The following is a 20,497-nucleotide window of genomic DNA, read 5'->3' as shown; positions in this document are numbered from 1 at the left end:
TTTCATCCACTCCCTTTCCCGGAGTGGATTTTTTTATTTTATATGTAGATATCAGATCAAGGAGTGAAACCATGAGCGTATCAGCAATTAAAGACCAATGGAAAGAAAGATTAGAAGCTTGGAAAACCGAGTTCCCTATGCTTGATCTGGATCGCATCATCCATAAAATTCCTAACTTAGGTTTTGAACATATGACGGAACAGGACCAGCGCCACGCTCTTATTCTCGAGTGTCTGGCTGAGGTCGATGAAATGGAACCGGATTGGACATTTGCAGCCAGCAGAATGCTGCTTGAGCAGATGTATGAGGAAGCTTCCAGTAACCGCGGAACAAACAAGGAATATGAAGATTTTCATGGTCTAATCTGCACGTTGATTAAGAAAGGCATCTATTCCGAGAAGCTGCTTACATATTACTCAGAGGAAGATATATACCAATTAGAAAAAGCACTCGCCCCTGAACGTGACCATCAATTCACCTACATTGGTTTGAAGACATTGAGTGACAGATATATTGCAAGAAGTAAAGAGAAAGAAGTTTATGAACTTCCTCAAGAGCGCTTTATGATCATTGCAATGGTCTTAATGTCACAAGAAGAAGCACCAAAACGGTTGGCACTCGTAAAAGAAGCCTACTGGGCTTTGAGTCATTTATACATGACTGTAGCCACCCCGACTTTAGCAAATGCGGGGAAACGTTATGGTCAGCTGAGCTCCTGCTTCATCGATACGGTAGATGACAGCCTTCAGGGCATCTACGACAGCAACACAGACATCGCCAATCTCAGTAAGCACGGAGGAGGGATCGGAGTCTATCTCGGCAAAATCCGCAGCCGCGGCAGTGATATCCGTGGATTTAAAGGGGTTTCCTCCGGCGTCCTTCCTTGGATGAAGCAGTTAAACAATACAGCCGTGAGCGTCGATCAGCTCGGACAGCGTCAAGGTGCCGTCGCTGTATATCTTGACATATGGCATAAAGACATTTTCCCGTTTCTTGACAGCCGATTGAACAACGGAGATGAACGGCAGCGGACGCACGACCTGTTCACAGGCGTATCCATTCCGGACATCTTCATGGAAGCAGTGGAGAATCGGGAAGACTGGTACTTGTTTGACCCTCACGAAGTACGCAAAGTCATGGGATTTTCGCTGGAAGATTATTTCGATGAAAAACGCGGCGAAGGCTCTTTCAGAGATAAATACCAGGCATGTGTAGAGAACCCGGAGCTTTCCAAAGAAACTGTGCCCGCCATTGAAATTATGAAACGGATCATGGTTGGACAGTTGGAGACCGGAACACCATACATGTTCTATCGGGACGAAGTAAACCGGATGAATCCAAACAACCATGCCGGCATGATTTATTGCAGTAATCTGTGTACAGAAATAGCACAGAATCAAAGACCTACCACTCAATCCGAACAATACGTGGAAGACGGGAAGATCATTACCGTCCATAATCCTGGTGATTTCGTCGTGTGTAACCTTTCCAGCATCAATCTGGGCCGTGCGGTTCCAGCCGGTGTGCTTCCACGTTTGATTGCAATCCAAGTACGTATGCTCGACAACGTAATTGAACAAAACACCATTCCTGTACTACAGGCGCAATTGACCAATCAGAAATATCGCGGCGTAGGTCTAGGAACCTTCGGCTGGGCCCACCTGCTTGCAAAGAAGAAGATTGCCTGGGAATCAGAAGAAGCACTCGCCTATACAGAGGAAGTGTACGAAGCGGTTGCTTATCACGCGATAGAAGCAAGCAGTGAGCTGGCTCAAGAAAAAGGAAGCTACCCTCTATTTGAAGGTTCTGACTGGCAGACCGGGGAATTTTTTGTTAAACGATCGTTTGACCAAGACCGCACATGGAACTGGAATGAGCTGAGAAATAAAGTAGCGGCACAAGGAATGCGGAACGGATACCTGCTCGCTGTCGCTCCAAACTCCAGCACTTCCCTGATAGCAGGAAGCACAGCAAGCATCGATCCGATTTTCAAAAAGTTCTACTCAGAAGAGAAGAAAGACTACAAGATTCCAGTAACCGCACCAGAGCTCGATCACACGACTTACGGGTATTATAAATCCGCTTACGATATTGATCAGCATACTAGCATCAAGCAGAACAGTATCCGCCAGCGATTCATCGATCAGGCCATTTCCTTCAATATGTATGTAAGAAATACCATTCAGGCGAAAGAACTCCTCTCCCTGCATTTGGATGCATGGCGAAGCGGGATGAAGACGACATATTATACAAGATCGACTTCCAGTCAAGGCGAATACGACGACTGTGAATACTGTTCATCATAATAAGGAGGGACACCTATCATGCGCACAATAAACAAAAGAAAACTGGTGGATCATGAAGCTCCCAATGCTTCAACAGGTATTGTTAACGGCAGAAGCTCGAACGTATTGAACTGGGATGATACCCGTTACGCCTGGGCTTACCCTATGTATAAGAACATGCTTTCGAACTTCTGGATACCAAACGAAATCAATATGAGCAATGATCTAAAGCAGTGGCCCGAACTTACGGAACAAGAACAGGCTTCCTTCAAGAAAATCATCGGTCTCCTTGCTTTTCTTGATTCTATCCAAACCGATTACTCAGGTAAAATAGCCGACTACCTTACAGATTCCAGCCTGTCTGCACTCATGCAGGTCCTGGCCTTTCAGGAAGTCGTTCATAACCAATCTTATTCCTATGTCCTGTCCACTCTTGTCGATCAAAGGGAACAGGAAAATATATTCGAATACTGGAAACATGACGAAGTTCTCTTAGAGCGGAATCAGTTCATCACGGATGGATATCAAACTTTCGATGAGGACCCTTCTGTTGATACCTTCTTACGTTCCATCGTTTATGATGTCGTATTAGAAGGACTATTCTTCTATGCCGGTTTCGCGTTCTTCTACAACCTGGCACGAAATAATAAAATGGTTTCTACAAGTACGATGATCAATTATATCAACAGGGACGAACAGATCCACGTCAACCTGTTTGCAAGAATATTTAAGGAAACACTGAACGAGAATGAAGAACTGGATAAGGAAGAATACCACCGCTTCGTCACGGAAACCTTTAAAGAAGCTTCCGAGTTGGAAATCAAATGGGCCCATCATATCATCGGTGACAGGTTCCCCGGCATTCCGATCCATGATTTAGAGGATTATATCCGTTTCATGGCCAACAAACGGTGTCAACAGCTCGGAGCAGAGAAACCTTTCCCTTCCTATAAGAAAAACCCATTAAAATGGATTCGCGCTTATCAGGAAGTAGATGAAGGAAAATCCGATTTCTTTGAGCAGAAGTCCAGACAATACACGAAAGTTTCCGATACGAACGGATTCGATGACTTATAAAGCTGACCGGGCCTTGTGCCCGGTTTTTTTATGTTAACTTTTCTCACATAACACTAAAAACGCTCTTGATTTTTCAGAATATTTCATTTATAGTTATATTTATTCATTACCTTAAGTGTTAGGAAACCTAACATGATTCTAAAGGAGGACACTATTCATGAAGAAAGTAGAGGCGATCATTCGGCCGGAAGCGTTCCAGACACTACGCCACAACCTCGACGAATTAGGGGTGAAAGGACTGACAGTCTCAGAGGTGGCAGGGTGCGGACAACAGAAAGGCCAGGAAGGAATTTTCCGCGGCAACCGCTTTGAAATCAAGCTCTACCCGAAAGTGAAAGTGGAAATGGTTGTGGAAAATCATGAATTAGGTGCCATCATAGACGCAATCATGGAGTGCTGCGCAACAAACGAAGTCGGCGATGGGAAAGTGTTCGTTTCTACCATCGATGAAGTATTTCGAATCCGGACAGGAGAAACCGGAAAAGAAGCACTGGTCTAAAACCATTTTAGAAAGGAAGAAGATTATGAAAAAAATTATTCCTATATTCTTTATCGCACTCCTGGGCTTCCCTGTCGTCGCAAGTGCAGAAACGGCAGTCACAGCTGACTCTGTCCTGCAGTCCCTAGACATGGCCTGGATTATGATCGCAGCATTTCTTGTATTCTTCATGCATGCAGGATTCGCCATGGTGGAGTCGGGGTTCACACGCTCTAAAAACGCACTGAATATCCTCATGAAGAACTTCATGACAATGTCCATCGCAGCCGTCCTCTACTTTATCGTCGGTTACGGAATCATGTTCGGAACTTCAGGTGGCGGCATCATAGGTACAGACGGATTTCTCCTCAGCGGACAAGAAGATCAAATCGGATTCTTCGTTTTCCAAGCTGTTTTCGCAGCCACGTGTGCCACCATTATTTCCGGCGCCGTTGCTGAACGCATGAAACTAGGCTCTTATCTTATACTTACCCTTTTCATGACAGGTTTGATTTACCCGGTTGTAGGACACTGGATTTGGGGCGGCGGATGGATTTCCGAGCTCGGTTTCGTAGACTTCGCCGGTTCTACCGTGGTACACATGACCGGCGCTGTAGGAGCACTTGTTACCGTCCTGTTCCTGGGGCCTCGACTCGGCAAATACAGCGGAAAGACAGTGAACGTCATCCCTGGTCATAACATTCCATTAGGAGCACTTGGTGTATTCATTCTTTGGTTCGGCTGGTTCGGATTTAACGGAGGGAGCACACTTGCTGCCGACCCTTCCCTCGTACCTTCCGTCATCGCAACCACCCTGCTGTCAGCTTCTGCAGGTATCATCGGATCGGCCTTCTATTCTTACGCGAAATTTAAGCGTATCGATGCATCCTTAACTCTGAACGGAGCACTGGCAGGTCTTGTAGGTATCACAGCAGGGGCAGCCAACGTTTCCTTAATCGGTTCTGTTATCATCGGTTTAATCGCAGGCGTCATCCTTGTTGAATCTGTTCAATTTCTTGACCGCGTCGTTCGTGTGGATGATCCTGTAGGAGCCATCGCCGTTCACGGTATCTGCGGGATTTGGGGAACACTCGCTGTAGGCTTCTTCTCTATTGAAGGGGGATTGTTCTACGGGGACGGATTCCGTTTACTGGGTATCCAAGCCGTAGGAATTCTCGCGGTAATTGCATGGACAGTTGTCGCAACCGGCATCGTTGTTTTCCTTATCAAGAGCACAATCGGCATTCGCGTCTCCCGGCAAGAAGAGATTTCCGGGCTTGATTTTGCCGAACATGGGTCTTCCGCTTACGAATCCAGCAGAGGAATCTTTAACGAAAACCCTGTCCTTGATAACGATTTTGGAGTAGGGCTTCTTCATCGCCTTGATGGATTACAGAACGAACAAACAGCTCCTCCGAAAGAAGAAAGAACAGCTCAATAAACCCATCCCGCCCTCTCATAAGGGGCGGGATTTTTTAGTTCCTATTATCTATTTTACGAACGTATGTTCTTATTTTGGTCATTTTGTGGTATCCTTGTACATAGATACCGTTTCCTTCCATTAGTAAGGACGACCGTAATAGAAAGGGAGTGAGGCCAGCGATGAGTATTTACGAAGCTTTGATGACCATGTTGGCGTTTGGAACCTTCATCATTACACTCCTTGCGCTTATCATCAAAATCAATAAAAAATAGACCTTCCCTCAGGAAAGGCCTGTGTCTATCAAATTTTAGAACGGTATCCTCCGGCGACAGTAGCCGCTGTTGCCGGTTTCATTTTTATTATAGCACGCCCACAAAAGAACCACCCACCCCATTTTCGATTCCCGGAAACCTGATAAGACCCTCAACACCGTCGCCTCCCGGAGGATTTATTACTCCATTAGTCGAATGTATGTAAAAAGGTGTTTTTTAAAACCTGAGAACGATGTGTGTCGTCTAAATGAAAGAGGTGGGACATTGTGATACGAAAACAGCACTCCAAGTCATCCGGCCAGGAAGCACCCGTTGTCGACCAAGCCCTTGTGGAACAATGGATTCAAGAATACGGCCACGATTTGAAATGGCTGGCTTTTTCGTACGTCAAGGACTACTCTACTGCCGAAGATATTGTTCAGGAAACGATGATCAAAGCTTACCAAAAGTATCCGACATTCAAACAAGAATCCACCACAAAAACATGGTTGTACAAAATAGCAATTAACCTGTGTAAAGACTATTTAAAGAGCTCTTACGTTAAAAGGGTCATCAAGCGGGGAACAGAAATGTTCCGTCACCTGCCGTCAGGAAGACACACCCCGGAAGAGACTCTATTACAACGCAGCGAGGAAGAAGCCTTGTTGGAAGAAGTGCTGAAACTCGACGACAAATACAGGGAAATGATCGTCCTTTATTACTTTGAAGAATTCGATGTCCACGAGGTAGCACAGGTGTTGAGAATAAGTCCAAATACGGTAAAAACCAGACTGAGGCGCGCGCGACAAATTCTTCAGGACCGTTTGACTGAGAAAGGAAGTCTCCGACATGAGTGATATAATGGATCGTAAATTAAAAAAGATCACACAAGAGCTCAAGTACGACCAAGTCCCTTTCGATGGACGCCACATGAAAAAAACTGTGCTGAAATCCTTACGTCAGGAAGAAAAGACTCCCTATAAGAGGAGAATGCTTTTCCCATTATTAGCTGTGTTCCCGACGGCTGCTCTCTTATCTCTATCCTACACAGAGAGCCAAACTCCAATGACAGCTTCCACGTTAGTCGGACAGACCATAAAAGGCGACTTCAAAACAGCTGGAAGCATCGAAGACGCTGAATTCGCAAACGCCGGAGCAGAACGCAGCACCGACATAAAAGTATCTAAAATGATCCGCGCCACCTACATCATTCACGAAGGAAAAGCCTACATCCAAACAAATAAACAAGTATCCCCGAAACAGCTCCACGAGGTCATTGGCACAATGGAACACCTACCCTCCGCCAAGGATAAATTAAAGTCTGTGCCGACGCAGACGACAAAAACTTCTATTTACAGCATTAAGGAGGAAGATCCAAAAGAAAAAATTGCGGTTCAAAGCTGGCGGGACGAAGGAACAGCTTCTACCGGTACCGGGAAACAGGGATACTACTTATTCCAAAACGCAGAGACCCATCCACTCCCTGACGTTTCCCCTTAATCTTCCTTATATAGATGTCGTTTCACATCGTCTAAAGATTGTTGTATAGTCGGCTTGATTTTCGGGTTATAGAATACAGCTGCGGGGTGATAAAGAGGAATGACACGATAGGCTTTCTCCGTTTCACACCACCTAGGTTCGCCTTCTTTTGGACGATACTTCAGCAATGGTGTTTCCATCAACTGTCCGACGAGAACACTAATTTTGCCTTCTTCACCTGTCAGCCTTCGCAAGGCAACACCACCCAACACGAGGATAATATCCGGATCCACCTGTTCCACCTGGTAGTCCAGCAATGGTGCATGGGCTTCTATTTCTTTTTTATTCGGCTTTCTATTTGCTTTTCGCTTCCCCTTTTTGTTGGAATCCACCCATTTGTACGGGCGACTCCTTACTACGCTTGTAATGTACAGGTCATCACGTTCCAAACCAAGATACTCCAACTGCTTATCCAACTCTTTCCCCGCCCGTCCAATGAATGGAACCCCTTCAACCGCCTCTTTCTCTCCAGGCGCTTCCCCTACCAACATAATTTCTGCGTTACGGTTTCCCTTACCAGGAACAAATCCTTCCACAAGACACCCTTCCATCCTTCGTTCTGCATCTTTTAACATCGATTTCGGCCACTCCATTTCCAGCATCCTCCTAACCTTTCCCGTTACATCTATGTTCATACAAAAACAAAAAGCGGCCGGCAATGCCGACCGCCCTCCGCTATTTTTGATGAACTGCTTCTGTCTCATTTTCCTTAATTAGATCAGCAGTCAATTGACCAGACAGCGTGACCATCGGTACTCCACCTCCAGGATGGGTGGATCCCCCTACAAAGTACAAACCCTCAAAAACCTGACTCTTCGAAGGGATCTTGAAACCGCCATTCGACTTACGATCAGCAGCAATACCATAGATAGATCCACCATTCGGTCCATATAAACGCTCTAAATCTTCCGGAGTAAAGCGATATTCGAATTCAATGGAATCTCTAACTCCTTCCATCCCCATCCGCTCCAGCTTATCCAGGACGGTCTCGCGATAAGCATCCCAGTCGACCGGCTTTCTTTTCTTATTTTCAAGCGGTGGAACGTGTGTCAGGACAAACAGGTTATCTTTACCTGCCGGAGCCTGCGATTCGTCTGAACGGGCGGAGATACCAATATAGATTGTCGGGTCATCCGCTGGTTTTCCCTGCTCATATATCTGCTTGAACTCCAGCTCTGGATCTTCTGAAAAGAAGAAGTTATGATGCTTAAGGTTGTTAAATTTACGATTTGTGCCAAGGAGGAGAACAAGACCTGAAACCGTGGGATCGAATTTCTTCTCCAGCGACTTTGTTTCTTTCTTCACTTTGGCCGTTTGCGGTGCAAGCTTGCGATAAGCAGGAATAGCCTCTAAATTGGATACCACAACATCCGCTTCATGCACCGTGCCATCTTCCGTCTCTACGCCGATTACGCGCTCATTTTCCACAACAAGCTGACGAACAGGAGAGTTAAATTGGACGTCCACACGCAGCTCCTCCATTAAACGTCCCATAGCCTCCGCAATATTATAGAGACCGCCTTTGACATAATAGATGCCAAGCCCCAGCTGCACATAGACAAGCTGATTAAGAATAGCCGGTGTTGCGTATGGGTTCGACCCCACATACATAACGAAGTAATTGAACAACTGCTCTAGATATTTGTTATCAAAGAACTTGCGGGTGGATTTAGCGACCGTGTTCATCGGATCCATTTGTAATAGTTCACTGAATTTGTGGTGACTCTTTAAATCTTTCAGATCTGAAATACTGTATTTATAGAAGCTCTTCATACAAAGCTCATACATATCTTGGCTGTAGGAGAGAAAATCCGTCAACTTCCTGTTCGGCCTGTCCGTTACTTTAGCCATTTCTTCCAGCATATTTGGAAGGTCACTCGTAACATCAATCGACGTCCCGTCTTCAAAGAAGGTTCTCCATTGAGGCTCCACCCGTTCCACTGTTATATAATCATCCAAACGTCGGTGGACGCTCTCAAACAGCTGTTCCAACACCCACGGCATAGTCAGGATCGATGGACCGGTATCAAAGGTGAATCCTTTTCCTTCTCTCTTATTCAACTTTCCGCCAAGGTTGCTGTTCTTTTCAATCACTTTCACATCATATCCGTCTGCAGTCAACCGAATCGCAGCAGACATCCCACCTAAACCAGCACCTACAACAACAGCTGTTTTCTTTTTCAAATGATCCACCTCCGAATTTAATAGACAAAAGGAATCAATCGGTATCGCCTGCGACACCAATCTTTGTACTTCTCTCCATGCTCCTCAACCAACATCGCTTCTTCCAGGCGGATTCTATGTAGTAATGCAGAAGCAACCAAAGCTCCGCAGACAAAGGCTGTGTATATGTTCCCTACACCTAAGCAAAAACCGATGATGATGGAAAATAAACCTGTATAGAGGGGGTGCCTCAGCCAGCGGTAAGGTCCTGTGCTGACAAGCTTGTCTCCTTTTTTCACAGAGACATCCCTTGTAAACTGGTCCTTAAGGTGCATAATGCCCCAGTAACGAAGCCACACACCAGCCGCGTAAATAAGCAGACCCACCCACCATACCCAGCGGATAGACAGAATACCGAAGTTCCATTCACGCATAATCAACGTTGCGCAAACCGCCAGTAGAACGGTGATTAGAATGATCGGGAAGGAGCGACGTTCCGCTTCACCACCACCCTTTGTCGAATGATGGTTGCGGAACAAAGCAAACTCTCCAATCCAAAGAATCGTGACGAATAAAAACAGAAGCTCAAAGAGATTCATGCTTCCGGAAAGCCGTCCATTCTCACAGAAAGCCCCCTCCTTCCCATCCATTCTTCTTTCATAGCTGCTATCTATCATTATTCCCCCATTCCTCATTCCATAAACAGGAAAGTAGATACATACCGTGGTATGATAGGGCAGAGGGGGAAGGAAAACATATGCAACAATTTTATTGGTTTTTCATCATCAGCGTCATCCTGGCTACTTTTTTCATGATTTTCAGGAGATTGACCATCAAGACATACGTACTGATTACCATACTCGTAGTCTTGTATATCACGGTTTTGGTTTTAAGTTTTGCCGCCGACCTGCTATAGTCATAAACCTTTCCGCTGTTTATTAATCGCTTCCCTGATATGGTAGAGTTCCGCGTACATGGCGGTGGAGTAAACACTCATGATGCTGAGGAACATCGATATTACAAATATGGAACCGTCTAAATCGAAGCCCAGCACGGCCGTAAAACCGACAATGGCACCGATGATTACTCCGATTCCTGTTAAAAGCAGGATTTTCTGCAACGTTACTGAATAAGACATTCCTATCACTCCTCCTAAGTTAACTATTTTCTACTATACCCATGAGTCTCCGCATCTACACGTCCATCCTCCTCGACAGCCTCGTCCAAAACTGGAGCTAACAAAAAAAACAGGCAGCCACAGCTGCCTGTTTTCCATCATTATAATCCTGCACTTAAAATTACTTCCCCCTGTGGTGTTTCACTTGAAGCATCAGGCTCTTTGGAGACAGCGACCATATCCCACTCTGTATCTTCAGGCAGCTGTTCCATATTATACGTAACCGCTCCTTCTCCACTTTCATTAGCTTTAAAGGTACCGGCCCTGTACGGCGTCTCTCCATTGATCAGCCACACCTGATACACTTCCTCACCGTCCAGAGGCTCCAGTTGATCTGCCTGCAGACTGAGGACTTCCCCTTCTGACTGACGAACCATTGCTGCGGATGCGCTTGCTGTCGTCGTTTCCCCCTGAAGCGTAACTTTGCGAAGGACTTCGTCTGTACTGTCCGAAATTTCTTCAGGTTCCTGCTGCACGACCTGTTTTTCTTCATTCATTAAAGCCCATACGTTACCGGCAAGCGATACAATCAACGCCGCAACGAGCCCTCTGACAAACCACGAAGATTTCTTGTTCCTCTTCACTTCTCCAAATGCTTGTTCTTTCTTTTTCGAGATCGGAAGGACATTTTCGGAATGTTCTTCTATAAAAGGAGAATTTCCGCTTTCATTCTGCTCATGCTTGAAGACTTCTCCTAAAACACGTGCTTTCATGTCATCCGGAGGGGTGATAGGATCAGAAGCAAAAGGAAGCTCACCGGTTAACTCCTGCAATTCTTCCAGCTCTTCTCTACACTCGCTGCATGTATTCAAATGTTCTTCAAATTCCACCTTCTTCTGATCACTAAGATGGCCATTGAAGTAATCCATTAATTCATCGCATAGTCTAGACATCACGAACCCCTCCTTCCTCTGATGATAACTGCCTCTTCAGGTGTTTCAACGCTAATCGCACCCGTCCTTTTACCGTTCCCAAGGGGAGACCGGTCTTTTCTGCAATCTCCCGCTGGGTCAGTCCTTTAAAATAGAATAATTGCACCATATCCCTTTGCTCTTCCGACAGAAGGCTGACGGCTGCCCTCACTCTGTCTCCACGTTCTTTCCATTCCACCAGATCTTCCGTCGTTTCCGTACCTCGCTCGGGTACATCTGTTTCTTCTTCCAAAGAAACGTGCTCTTTATTTGTCTTCCTTATCATATCAATCGCTGTATACCTTGTGATGGTGACAATCCAAGAGGAGAATTTCCCTTTCGATTCCTCATATCTTGCTTTCTTTGTCCATAACTTCAGAAATACTTCCTGCAACACTTCTTCGGCTAATGTTGGATCACCCGACAGCTTGATGACAAAGGAGTATAAAAGCTTTTCATACCGATCGTAAATGGCTTCCAGTGCTTCCTTATCCCCTTCAAGCATTTGATGATATAACAGAGAATCACGTTGGCTCATAGCACACTCCCTTTATGGTGGTTATCAACATCATAGCATAGGGAGCAGGTCAATATCCTATGATAGAGTGATGCTGTACAGCTATCGTATGAAATAAACGGATGGATCACTTTTCTCCATAATTTACATAAAGAAATGGTTTATCCCCCTTCCATCAAGGGTACACAGACATACTAACAAAAAAAGAGCAGCCTAAGGCTGCTCTTTTTTTTCGTATCGATTATGCTTCTACAGCACGCACAGGTTCTTCTTCTATTCCGTGTTTCTTCTCTGACTCTGCTACAACGACCGCACACGCAGCATCACCAGTGATGTTAAGCGCTGTACGAGTCATATCAAGAAGACGGTCAATACCAATAATCAAGGCGATTCCTTCAACCGGTAGAGACACTTGATTCAATACCATAGCAAGCATGATAAGCCCTACACCCGGAACTCCGGCTGTACCGATACTAGCAAGCACGGCAACCAGGACGACCATAATCAACTGACCGAAGGACAAATCCGTCGCATACACCTGGGCGATGAAAATAGTTGCAACACCCTGCATAATAGCCGTACCATCCATGTTGATCGTCGCTCCAAGAGGCTGTACGAAGCTGCTGACCGGTTTTGGAACATTCAAATTCTCCTGAGCCGTCTTCATCGAAATCGGAAGCGTCGAGCTGCTGCTGGACGTACTGAATCCGACCGTCATGGCAGGGAAGAATCCTTTGAAGAACTTAATTGGACTCATCTTACCGAGAAACTTCACCGCTCCTCCATATGTCACAAGGCCATGGATGAATAGAGCAAGTATTACAACAAACATGTACATAGCCATCGCTTTCATTCCGTCAATTCCCATCGTTCCGATGGCAGATGCCAAAAGACCAAAGGCACCATATGGAGCAAAGCGCATGATCAAGTTAACAAGGTACATCATAATTTCGTTCCCCTGCTCGATCACTTTCAATACACCTTCCGTTTTCTTACCAAGCATCGCAAGGGCAAAACCAATAAAAATAGAGAAGGCAATGATTTGCAGCATGTTTCCTTCAACCATGGACTGAATCGGGTTGGTCGGAATAATACTTGTAAATGTTTCAACGACGCTAGGCGCTTCCTGCGACTCATATTCGGCGCCGGCCGTATTAATATCAATATTTCCTGGTTGGAACAAATAAGCAAGACCAATAGCAATCGCAATAGCAATGGTAGTCGTAATCAGGAAGAAACCAATGGTCTTCCCTCCGATTCTACCCAACTTCTTCGGATCTCCTAAAGAAGCTGTACCGAGTGTAATAGAGAAGAATACGATCGGTACGACAAGCATTTTAATCAGATTCAGGAACACAGTTCCCAAGGGGCTGAATACATACGTATCAAGCGTTCCAAATAAATCCGGTGCAGCTATGTGCAGTGCCAGACCTACGATGGCACCAAGAGCCAAACCTATGAATATTTTCGTTGTCAACTTCATGGCGTTACCTCCTAAACATTATGAAAACGCTTTCCTATTATTTTATTATAAATACAAGTCGTATAAAAATGATAGAAAGCTTAGTGCTGCAAGCACGATGTGAGATACATGATATAAAAGGGGTTTTTCGTGATTCGGGCCATGAAAGCCCGCAAAGAGATGGTTGCAACCAACGTGGGTAGAAACATGCTACTATGGATTATAGCATATAAATTGTAAATGGTGAATAGAATTTGCTGGTAGTTTGCTATACAACTAAATGAACATGAATGATAATCTCCCTTCACCGGCCGGCGAAATGCTGTCATGACTAGTCCTAACCATATTATGAGAATTTTTTAAATTTATCACAAGTTTATGACATTCCATTGGAACATGCATATACTTCGATGCCGTTGCATAAAAAAACACCCCGGAAATCCATCACAGATATCCGGGGGGGAGATTACAAGGCCTGTTCGACAGAATGGGTGAGCTGAGTAATGATATCCTCACTGTCTTCAATTCCAATGGACAGTCGGATAACATAGTCATTAACGCCGATCTTTAACCGCTCTGCATCGGAAAGTGCACGATGCGACGTTCGGATAGGATAGGACAAGGTTGTCTCCACCCCTGCGAGTGTCGGAGCGATTTTGATCCAACCGAGGGAACGGAAGAAGGCATGTACGTCTACGCTTTCATTCAGTTCAATTGTGACAATGGCCCCATTCCCTCGTTCGGATACATATTCGGGATAGAAGACTTTCGCAATACCTTTATGTTTCCGGAGCGCCTCCGCTACCTGCTTCGCATTCTCTGACTGTTTCTTCATTCGCAGACCGAGTGTCTTCGCCCCGCGTTGGGTGAGCCAAGCTTCAAACGGACTTAAGTTTGCTCCGAGTGTGACGACTTTTTTCGCAGCTGCTTGAATGAGGTCAGCATCGCCGACCAGGACGCCGCATGTAGCATCACTATGACCGCCTATATATTTCGTTCCGCTATGTACGACGAGGTCGATCCCCATAGAATATGGCTGCAGTAAGTAAGGGGTCGCAAACGTATTATCAACCATTGTCCTGATACCATGAGATTGAGCCAGCTCTACCAATCTTTCCATATTCTCCACCCTCAAAAATGGATTAGAGATGGATTCAGTATATAACAATTTGGTTTCCTCTCTAATGGCTGCTTTCACACCCTCCAAATCAGTGAAGTCAAGCATCGTCACTTCAATCCCGAAGGTTGCAAGCTCCTTCGTAATCAAAGAGTGCGTACCGCCGTAAAGATCTTCTGCTGCAATGATGTGATCACCGGGTTTAGCTGCGCCGAGAATACCTGCGAGAATAGCCGACATACCGGAAGATGTGGCAACCCCTGCCGGTGCACCTTCTAATTCTGCTACCGTACCGGCAAGTTCATCCGTGTTTGGATTCCTTTCTCTGGAGTAGAGATAAGGACTTGCTCCTTCATAATAACTTTCTAAATGGTCAAGATCTTTGAATGTGAAGGCAGAAGTCTGATAAATGGGGGTGCGCTTACTATTCTGCACCTCCGTCTGATCTTGTTTATAATGAACAACTTTTGTATCAAATGAAGTAGGTTTCATTCATGTTTCCTCCTCTTATACCGCTTAATCACAAATTATAGCGATTCAAAAAGATTATTGTCAAAGTTTTTCGACATATCGGTTTATAACAGACTCTATAAATCGAAAGTAGCCCGGTTCATGAGGTACGAACGCTTCCTTTCCCGCATGACTAACGTTCCCGGATAAAAGAGAAACAACCTCTTTCTCCTCTTCCAAGCCCGCAGCCAATGATTTAAAGTCATGAAAAGAAAGCCTGACAACGTCCTGCACTTCCTCCCCGATCATCCAGGCAAGAGGCTCTTCTACTACATAAAGAAACACCCGGCATATTTCTCTGTCTATAACGGTCCCGTCTATAAGCACTTCTTTAAAGGAGCCAGAATTGATCAAATCATCCGGGGCTATGTCCAACCCAAGTTCTTCGTTAATTTCCCGGCAACCTGCCGATAACAGTCCTTCTCCCGCTTCTATATGCCCGGCCGCCGTTATGTCGTAGAGGCCTGGATAGTCCTTTTTATCATCAGAACGCCGTTGGAAATAGATCGATTTCTGCTTTGGATCATAAAACCAGCAATGGAACGTTTCGTGCCAATCCCCATCCATATGGACGAGAGCTCTTTCTTTTGTTCCTGCTGTATAACCATCTTCATTAAATATAGTAAGGTATTCTTTCACTGGACCTACCCCTCTTCTTTATGTCTATCCCTATTAATAGTAGCAGACGCCGGCTGTGTACTCTCTATAAAAAATGCGCAAGCCTCATAAGCTTACGCATTCCGCTGGGACTGGTTTACTGAAGAAGTACCCCTGATAGTCGTAACAACCCTTTTCCTGCAGGTACACAATATGTTCTTTGCGCTCCACCCCTTCTGCTATCACATCAAGGCCGAGACTCTGAGCCATACTGATAATGGCATTGACGATCACGACCTCGTTCCTGTCGCTGTCTATCTGATTAATGAAAGATCGATCGATTTTGATCGCATCTACAGGAAGACGATGAAGGTAGCTGAGGGAGGAAAATCCGACACCGAAATCATCCAAATGAATGGAAATCCCGCTGTTTCTCAAGGTGTTCAGCGTCTCAATACTGCGGTCGAAGTCCTGGAGTACCATCGTTTCCGTAATTTCTATGATCAGGCTTTCCGGAGCGAGGCCGGAGGCAGTCAATGCCCCCATGATCTTATCGGTCAAAGCCACATCAGCAAACTGATAAGCGGACAAGTTGACGGCCACCTTCAAGTGGGGTTCTCCATATTCCTGCCATTGCTTCGCCTGTCTGCAAGCTTCCCGCAGCACCCATTCTCCAATATCCACAATCATGCCGGTCTCTTCAGCAAGACTAATGAAATGATGCGGAGATAGAAGGCCGTGTTCGGGATGATTCCAGCGAATCAAAGCTTCAAACCCTTTAACTTGAAGCGTTTCTCCGGAAATCTGGGGCTGATAATAAAGAAGGAATTCCCCCTCTTCAAGCGCCTGGTGAAGGGCCTGCTTCAGTTGAAGTTCCTCTCTCATCTGTTCTCCCATCCTGGAATCATAAATTTCATATCGGTTCTTGCCGTTCCGCTTCGCCTTGTGCATGGCTGCATCAGCACGTCTCAGCACTTCCTCTGCATCACCGGAATCGGGCGTGGAGGTTGCTATTCCTATGCTTACGGTCGTATAAAACTCTTTTCCTTCAATGATGAAAGGGCGACGCATGGAATGAATGATCTGTTCTCCAAGCAGGCAAACGTCTTCCAACGTAATCGATGACCGGATAAGGACAGCATATTCGTCACTGCTGATTCTGGACAAGACACATTCCTGTTTCGCAAATGTCTTCCTCAAATAGCTGGCGAACTGACGGAGCAGTTCATCTCCTTTCGCATGTCCCCAGGAATCATTGATCATTTTGAAATTATCAATATCAAACAACAGAAGGATCGCCGATTCTTCCAACGCGCCGGGCAATATATCAGAGAAATAGTTTCTAGTGAGCAGCCCGGTGAGAGAATCATACCGGGAGAGCACTTCCAGTTTTTCTTCTGTTTGAATCCTTGACATCTCGTTTGCAATACGATCTGCAAATATCTGAAGCAGAGGGCGGATCATTGGGTTGTTCGTCTGTTTCCGTTGATCCATAACAGCTAATACTCCGATGGGTTCTTGATCTGAACTCATCAAAGTTTTGCCCAGGAAGCTTTCTACTTCATAACGCTTCAAAATACTTGCGGAAGGAAAGTATTCCTGAGCCCTGCTCGGGTAAAAACAGTCGACGGAAGTAGCAAGCAGTTCCAACGGCGATTCCTCTACCTGGTATGTATCTCCATTAGACGTCTCCCCTTTATGAAAAATCGAAGAAACGAACAATTCGTTTTTCTGCTGCCCCTTCCATTTCCCGATAAAGGCAGTATTAACCTGGAGAACGGCCGCTAAATATTTCACGAGGAAATCAAAGAACGCCTGCCCGTTATAGCGCAGGAACCCTTCCCCTATTTCGACGATAGCGTTTTTAATCCGGCCAAGATCCATTTGATAAATCCGGTCCGTCGCTCCTATACCTGAATAGCCGATCCTGTTTCCGACCTCATTATAAAAAGGATGAACGATATCCTTGAACCAATGGCTCTCTCCTCCGTTACTCCAACGGTAGTCGAATTCCAAAATTCGTTCCGATCTTTCCGAACGTGCCAGTCGCTCAAAGTATGACCAGTCCTCTTCATGAAGCTTCTCCTTCACCTGCTGTTTATCCATGACGGCCAATTCTATTCCAAGCATTTCCTGCAACGGTTCATTCAAATATATCTTCTCATCACTAAGCTGATAGAACCAGACAGGTATGGAAAGCTGTTTGAGCGTCTTCCACGGGTGTTCCGCAATCTGAGCCATTACCGTTCACCTACTCCGAAAGATATTTTCCTCACATTTTACTTATCGGAATTTCCAGATGGAAGTTTAATCACATCCGGTGAAGGAATACTATAAAAAAGGAGGATCACCCATGAATAACAAACCTAAGAAACAAAAGGAACAAGAAACGAGCAATGAGGCAGCAGAACTATTCAACAAGAAGCCCCGGCTGGACAAAGCATTTGCTCCTGATGAAGAAAAACAAGCGGAAGATCATTCCGAAAGCGACGCTCTCTTTCATCATTATTCCGATAAAGAATCGAAGTAAGCGGCTCTCATAGAGCCGTTTTTCTTCTGGCCGGCGTGAAACATAAGAGGTTATAAAAGAATAATAAACCTCCTACATATATGGAAATGAATATATTTAATATATAGAAGAACAATTCTCCACAGACCGACCTCCCCGATAAAACCACTTCTTGCTTTCTTCCCTCACACCTGCCGGTTTCTGATAAAATGAAGGTATAAAATGGCAGGAAGGAGACCTTGCGGATGAAGAGATTTCAGTGGATGCTTCTATTGGCAGCAGTGCTCGTAGTTGCTGTAGGAGCCTATTGGATGGAGGGAGGGACAATCAAAGTCTCTCACGAAGCAGATTCCAAACCAATGAGGAAAGCAAAAGATGTGAATTTGGATGAACTGCCGATCACTTTACCCGAAGTAGACAATGAAGATGCTGTCGATCATTTCTACGAGCGTCTAAATCCCAGCCTCAAGACTGCCAGACAGAACGGATTAACTGTAAAGGAAGCGCAATCGTCTCCTGTCCCCGGCAGAGATGGAAGAATGCAGATCAATGAGGTGTGGCATAACGGCCGTACCATTACAGTTATGTACAGTCTGGATTTGTCCGCACTAATCGATAAAGATTCAAAGAACCACAGCTATTCTCCAATGATCGAATCCGTTGCGATTCAAGGGAATAAGGCTATAGATACCCAGACGCTTTCCGGTTTATCGGTCCCGATTGATTCCGAGAATGCCGTAATCTTCCAGAATCGCGTCTATGGGTCGTTACAATTACCAGCCATTTCGAAACAGGACTGGGGGTATGAGAACATCCCGGAAGAAGTACATGATTTCGATGAAACCCTGAAAACTTCTATCGGTATTCGGATAGGTGGAGAACGAATAGAAACCGAAGCGATGCCGATTCGTTATCTCCATGACAAAGACAGCCATTTGCTCGCCACTTATGAAACAACCGAGTCCTATACGGAACATGGTGTAACGTTCACTCCAATGGAACTAAAAGCCGGCGTCCTGTCCAACAGCATCCGTTTCCGCATGGAGGACCCGGGAGCAGCGTTCAATGAGTCCCTGGAGGGGATCATCCAAACAAATGCAGGGGAATCTTATACGATCGTCCCTTATATTCATCGTTTAAAAGAGGGTGTCTACGAGGGTTATTTTCCACCCTTCTCAGAAATTCCAGACGAAGTTACCTTCCAATTACAACAAGTACACTTTAAGGAAATCCATCCCTATTCGTTTGAAGTGGATATGAATAAGTTTAAAGGAACCTCGGATCATGAGACATGGACCGCCAACAAGAAGATAGCAGAGATTCATGATACAGACATCATTTTACGCCGAGTGGACAAGCACGGGAATGAGCATATGAACGCGGAACTGTTCTATGATCCCCATTCAAAGGACCAGCCGTCCCAAGTTATCGGAGCTATGTCTGAAAACACAGGTCCGGAAGCTGCCGAACAGCAGAAAGATGTTTTTATAAGCAGTGAAGATGGAAAATCCATCGACGGATTCCTGCATGGGTACCAGGATGAAGGAAATATAGATTTCGGCCTTCATGAATTCGATCAATCCGACCGTTTAAAAATCACCGTTGAAAAAGTAGTCTACACGCAGAAGCTGGACCATTCCTTCACTTTCCATCGGAAATGACGGATGATTGAGGTGTGCCAAGACCTTTCACAAAATGCCGAACCTCATCATTAAAGCGGTCATAGTGAGTGGCGGGAGTCTGGTGATAAGCATTTTCGATGACATACATTCTTGCGTTGGGACATGGATGATAGTACTTGGAATGTTCACTTATCCAAAATTCCTTACTACCGTACACAAGGAGCATCGGTTTATCGATCAGGCCGACACGGTGACTGCAGTCATAGTGAAGCGCACGATCGTAGAACGAGTGCCAGGCGGAGGGGTTGGACTTCGCCATGTGGTCATTCAGCTCCTGTTTAATGGTTTCATCACGGAAATGAGAGTGGCTGAGAAGTCGGGCAAGGGTATCCGGGCTTTTCTCCACCCAGCTCATTCCCCCGTAGAATTCAAACTTCAGACCACCTGTGCTCACTTTTGGGAAACCTCCGGCAAGGATGAGGGCTGTCAACCGTTCCGGGTAAGTCAATGCGAACTCCTGCGCAACCATCCCTCCACAGGAATACCCTACAACCACAGCCTGCTGAATCCTCAAATGATCCAGAAGCTGCAGGATTTCTCCTGCATACCAGCTTATGTCCGGTCGGTCTGTCGCCAGATCAGAATCTCCATTTCCGCTCAAATCAGGAAAAATCACTCGAAAGTCACAGGAAAGTTCCTTTTGGAATTTAAAGACTTTCCTCCCCATCCCGGGCGGATGGATGAAGACAAGCGCCTGCCCCTTCCCAACCTCTTCATAAAATAAACGAACTCCTTCTTCATTCGTATAATAAGGCATGGTTTCATCCCCTAATCATATAGTCATGGAGCCTTAGTCTTC

At 45.5% G+C, this 20,497-nt stretch carries 21 protein-coding genes; 10 read left to right on the top strand and 11 right to left on the bottom strand.

The features are described 5' to 3' along the window. Nucleotides 1-71: 71 nt before the first annotated feature. From M662_RS01830 to M662_RS01800, 7 genes are all read left to right on the top strand, one after another. A complete protein-coding gene (locus M662_RS01830) occupies nt 72-2,306 on the top strand; it encodes a ribonucleoside-diphosphate reductase subunit alpha (protein ID WP_026577017.1) in 2,235 nt (744 codons plus the stop codon). Nucleotides 2,307-2,324: 18 nt separating this feature from the next. Continuing rightward, complete coding sequence (locus tag M662_RS01825; RefSeq protein WP_026577018.1) at nt 2,325-3,362, top strand: ribonucleotide-diphosphate reductase subunit beta; 1,038 nt, start codon at nt 2,325-2,327, stop codon at nt 3,360-3,362. Between the two features lie 157 nt (nt 3,363-3,519). Then, nucleotides 3,520-3,861 carry a P-II family nitrogen regulator gene (locus M662_RS01820; RefSeq protein WP_008636308.1) on the top strand — a complete coding sequence of 114 codons (342 nt, stop codon included), beginning with the start codon at nt 3,520-3,522 and terminating at the stop codon, nt 3,859-3,861. A 25-nt stretch (nt 3,862-3,886) separates the two neighbouring features. Next, on the top strand, nt 3,887-5,281 hold the full coding sequence (locus M662_RS01815; RefSeq protein WP_008636310.1) for an ammonium transporter: 1,395 nt from the start codon (nt 3,887-3,889) through the stop codon (nt 5,279-5,281). 161 nt (nt 5,282-5,442) lie between these two features. Further along, nucleotides 5,443-5,535, top strand: coding sequence for a putative holin-like toxin (locus M662_RS01810; RefSeq protein ID WP_008636312.1), 93 nt, complete (start codon nt 5,443-5,445; stop codon nt 5,533-5,535). A 266-nt stretch (nt 5,536-5,801) separates the two neighbouring features. After that, nucleotides 5,802-6,371, top strand: a complete 570-nt coding sequence (locus M662_RS01805) for a sigma-70 family RNA polymerase sigma factor (protein WP_051348838.1) — start codon at nt 5,802-5,804, stop codon at nt 6,369-6,371. Continuing rightward, nucleotides 6,364-7,014, top strand: a complete 651-nt coding sequence (locus M662_RS01800; RefSeq protein WP_026577019.1) for a hypothetical protein — start codon at nt 6,364-6,366, stop codon at nt 7,012-7,014. The genes M662_RS01805 and M662_RS01800 overlap by 8 nt, the downstream gene beginning before the upstream one ends. On the opposite strand, the gene M662_RS01795 is transcribed toward M662_RS01800, so the two are convergent. The 3 genes from M662_RS01795 to M662_RS01785 form a co-directional block, all read right to left on the bottom strand. Then, nucleotides 7,011-7,646: a uracil-DNA glycosylase gene (locus M662_RS01795; protein WP_051348839.1), complete on the bottom strand. Its 636-nt coding sequence runs from the start codon at nt 7,644-7,646 to the stop codon at nt 7,011-7,013. The genes M662_RS01800 and M662_RS01795 overlap by 4 nt on opposite strands. Before the next feature lie 82 nt (nt 7,647-7,728). After that, nucleotides 7,729-9,192, bottom strand: a complete 1,464-nt coding sequence (locus M662_RS01790; RefSeq protein ID WP_051348844.1) for a phytoene desaturase family protein — start codon at nt 9,190-9,192, stop codon at nt 7,729-7,731. A gap of 62 nt (nt 9,193-9,254) precedes the next feature. Then, the gene (locus M662_RS01785) at nt 9,255-9,893 is read right to left on the bottom strand and encodes a methyltransferase family protein (RefSeq protein WP_008636327.1); all 639 of its coding nucleotides are present in this window, start codon (nt 9,891-9,893) and stop codon (nt 9,255-9,257) included. Nucleotides 9,894-9,973: 80 nt separating this feature from the next. On the opposite strand from M662_RS01785, the gene M662_RS01780 reads away from it, so the two are divergent. Next, nucleotides 9,974-10,132: a hypothetical protein gene (locus M662_RS01780; protein ID WP_162129272.1), complete on the top strand. Its 159-nt coding sequence runs from the start codon at nt 9,974-9,976 to the stop codon at nt 10,130-10,132. Here M662_RS01780 and M662_RS01775 read toward each other — a convergent pair whose 3' ends face one another. The 7 genes from M662_RS01775 to M662_RS01745 all read right to left on the bottom strand — a co-directional run bounded on the left by M662_RS01775 (nt 10,133) and on the right by M662_RS01745 (nt 17,748). After that, nucleotides 10,133-10,354, bottom strand: coding sequence for a hypothetical protein (locus tag M662_RS01775; RefSeq protein WP_008636328.1), 222 nt, complete (start codon nt 10,352-10,354; stop codon nt 10,133-10,135). It lies immediately after the preceding gene. 140 nt (nt 10,355-10,494) lie between these two features. Then, the gene (locus M662_RS01770) at nt 10,495-11,286 is read right to left on the bottom strand and encodes an anti-sigma factor (protein ID WP_026577022.1); all 792 of its coding nucleotides are present in this window, start codon (nt 11,284-11,286) and stop codon (nt 10,495-10,497) included. Continuing rightward, the gene (locus tag M662_RS01765) at nt 11,279-11,842 is read right to left on the bottom strand and encodes an RNA polymerase sigma factor (protein ID WP_008636332.1); all 564 of its coding nucleotides are present in this window, start codon (nt 11,840-11,842) and stop codon (nt 11,279-11,281) included. The genes M662_RS01770 and M662_RS01765 overlap by 8 nt, the downstream gene beginning before the upstream one ends. 220 nt (nt 11,843-12,062) lie before the next feature. After that, nucleotides 12,063-13,304 (bottom strand): dicarboxylate/amino acid:cation symporter, encoded by a 1,242-nt coding sequence (locus tag M662_RS01760; RefSeq protein ID WP_008636333.1) that lies wholly within the window; start codon nt 13,302-13,304, stop codon nt 12,063-12,065. A 445-nt stretch (nt 13,305-13,749) separates the two neighbouring features. After that, nucleotides 13,750-14,892, bottom strand: coding sequence for a trans-sulfuration enzyme family protein (locus M662_RS01755; RefSeq protein ID WP_026577023.1), 1,143 nt, complete (start codon nt 14,890-14,892; stop codon nt 13,750-13,752). A gap of 60 nt (nt 14,893-14,952) precedes the next feature. After that, a complete protein-coding gene (locus M662_RS01750) occupies nt 14,953-15,549 on the bottom strand; it encodes an NUDIX hydrolase (protein ID WP_051348840.1) in 597 nt (198 codons plus the stop codon). 84 nt (nt 15,550-15,633) lie between these two features. Then, nucleotides 15,634-17,748: a bifunctional diguanylate cyclase/phosphodiesterase gene (locus M662_RS01745; protein ID WP_051348841.1), complete on the bottom strand. Its 2,115-nt coding sequence runs from the start codon at nt 17,746-17,748 to the stop codon at nt 15,634-15,636. 112 nt (nt 17,749-17,860) lie between these two features. Between M662_RS01745 and M662_RS01740 the strand changes: the two genes are divergently transcribed. Continuing rightward, nucleotides 17,861-18,037 carry a hypothetical protein gene (locus tag M662_RS01740; RefSeq protein WP_008636343.1) on the top strand — a complete coding sequence of 59 codons (177 nt, stop codon included), beginning with the start codon at nt 17,861-17,863 and terminating at the stop codon, nt 18,035-18,037. 224 nt (nt 18,038-18,261) lie between these two features. Beyond that, nucleotides 18,262-19,677, top strand: a complete 1,416-nt coding sequence (locus tag M662_RS01735; protein ID WP_026577024.1) for a hypothetical protein — start codon at nt 18,262-18,264, stop codon at nt 19,675-19,677. Here M662_RS01735 and M662_RS01730 read toward each other — a convergent pair. Further along, nucleotides 19,658-20,455, bottom strand: coding sequence for an alpha/beta fold hydrolase (locus M662_RS01730; RefSeq protein ID WP_026577025.1), 798 nt, complete (start codon nt 20,453-20,455; stop codon nt 19,658-19,660). The two genes, M662_RS01735 and M662_RS01730, sit on opposite strands and share 20 nt — an antisense overlap. Nucleotides 20,456-20,497 lie beyond the last annotated feature (42 nt).

The organism is Bacillus sp. SB49, from assembly GCF_000469135.2.
Taxonomy (GTDB): Bacteria; Bacillota; Bacilli; order Bacillales; family Halobacillaceae; genus Halobacillus.
Note: the sequence above shows the minus strand (reverse complement) of the source record. Positions and strands in the feature narration are given on the sequence as shown.